The sequence below is a fragment of the Sphingomonas flavida genome, from assembly GCF_036663655.1.
Taxonomy (GTDB): domain Bacteria; phylum Pseudomonadota; class Alphaproteobacteria; order Sphingomonadales; family Sphingomonadaceae; genus Sphingomonas.
In genome coordinates, this window is record NZ_JAXOJH010000066.1 from 1 (window position 1) to 1,013 (window position 1,013).

At 68.9% G+C, this 1,013-nt stretch carries 2 protein-coding genes; both read right to left on the reverse strand.

What is annotated here, in order from left to right; genetic code table 11:
• Positions 1–407 (reverse strand): LLM class flavin-dependent oxidoreductase (locus U1703_RS19140; protein ID WP_332786988.1); only part of this gene is annotated, 407 nt, incomplete at its 3' end.
• A gap of 53 nt (positions 408–460) precedes the next feature.
• The coding region (locus tag U1703_RS19145; protein ID WP_332786989.1) for an amino acid ABC transporter permease at positions 461–1,013 on the reverse strand (553 nt) is incomplete at its 5' end.

Consider the following 1,013-nt stretch of genomic DNA (forward strand, 5'->3'; position numbering starts at 1 on the left):
CGGCGGTAGATCCCGACCGCGTCCTCCCTCTGCGCGCCGGTGACCCGGGGGAGGCCCATGACGTCGAAGAGCAGGTTGAACCCGCGGCCGAGACCGAGCGCGTAGCGGCCGCCGGTCATCCGGTGCAGCGTGGTCGCCATCGTGGCGGTCACCAGCGGGTGCCGGGTGTTGTGGTTGGTGGCGGCCGTGGCGATGCCGATGGTGGTCGAGGAGGCGGCTGCGGCCCCCGCGAGCACGGCGGCGTCCTTGAGGTTGAAGCGCTCGGAGAGGAACACCGAGCCCAGGCCCAGGCGCTCGGCCTGCTGCACCTCCGGGACCAGGTCGGCGGGTGTGCTGCTGTGCCCGGCGAGGCCGTAGCAGGCCAGCTCGGGGAACTCCGGCGCGGCCGGGGGAGTGAGGGCGGTCACACCGGCGGAGATTAGCAGAAGTTGACGCGTGTCAACCGAGGAAGGCGCCTCCCTTAGAAGGTCGAGGTGCTGGCCCCGGCCCCGCCGACCATGGAGACCTGGAGCGGCTTCTTCTCGCCGACATAGCGCTTCTGGACCCACATCGCGATGGCGGTCAGCAGCAGGTTGACCACGACGTAGATCCCGGCGATCACTATGTAGACGGGGACGTGGTTCTGGAACTCGAGGTAGATCGGCCGGGCCACGGCCGTCAGGCCGGGTGCGGCGATGGCATAGCCGAGGCTGGTGTCCTTCAGCGTCACCACGCACTGGCTGATGATCGCCGGGATCATGATCTTGACCGCCTGGGGCAGCAGCACGATGTTCATGACCTGGCCCTTGCGCATACCGATCGCGTAGGCCGCCTCCGACTGCCCGGTCGGCACGGCGAGGATGCCGGCGCGGAACACCTCGGCGAGCACCGCTCCGTTGTAGAGCGCCAGCGCGAACACCACGCACCAGAACGGGCCGGTGCTGCCGTGGGTGATGCCGTAGAGGAAGAAGAAGACGATCATCAGCATCAGCACCGGGATCGCGCGGAAGACCTCGACCACGGCCCAGCACGGG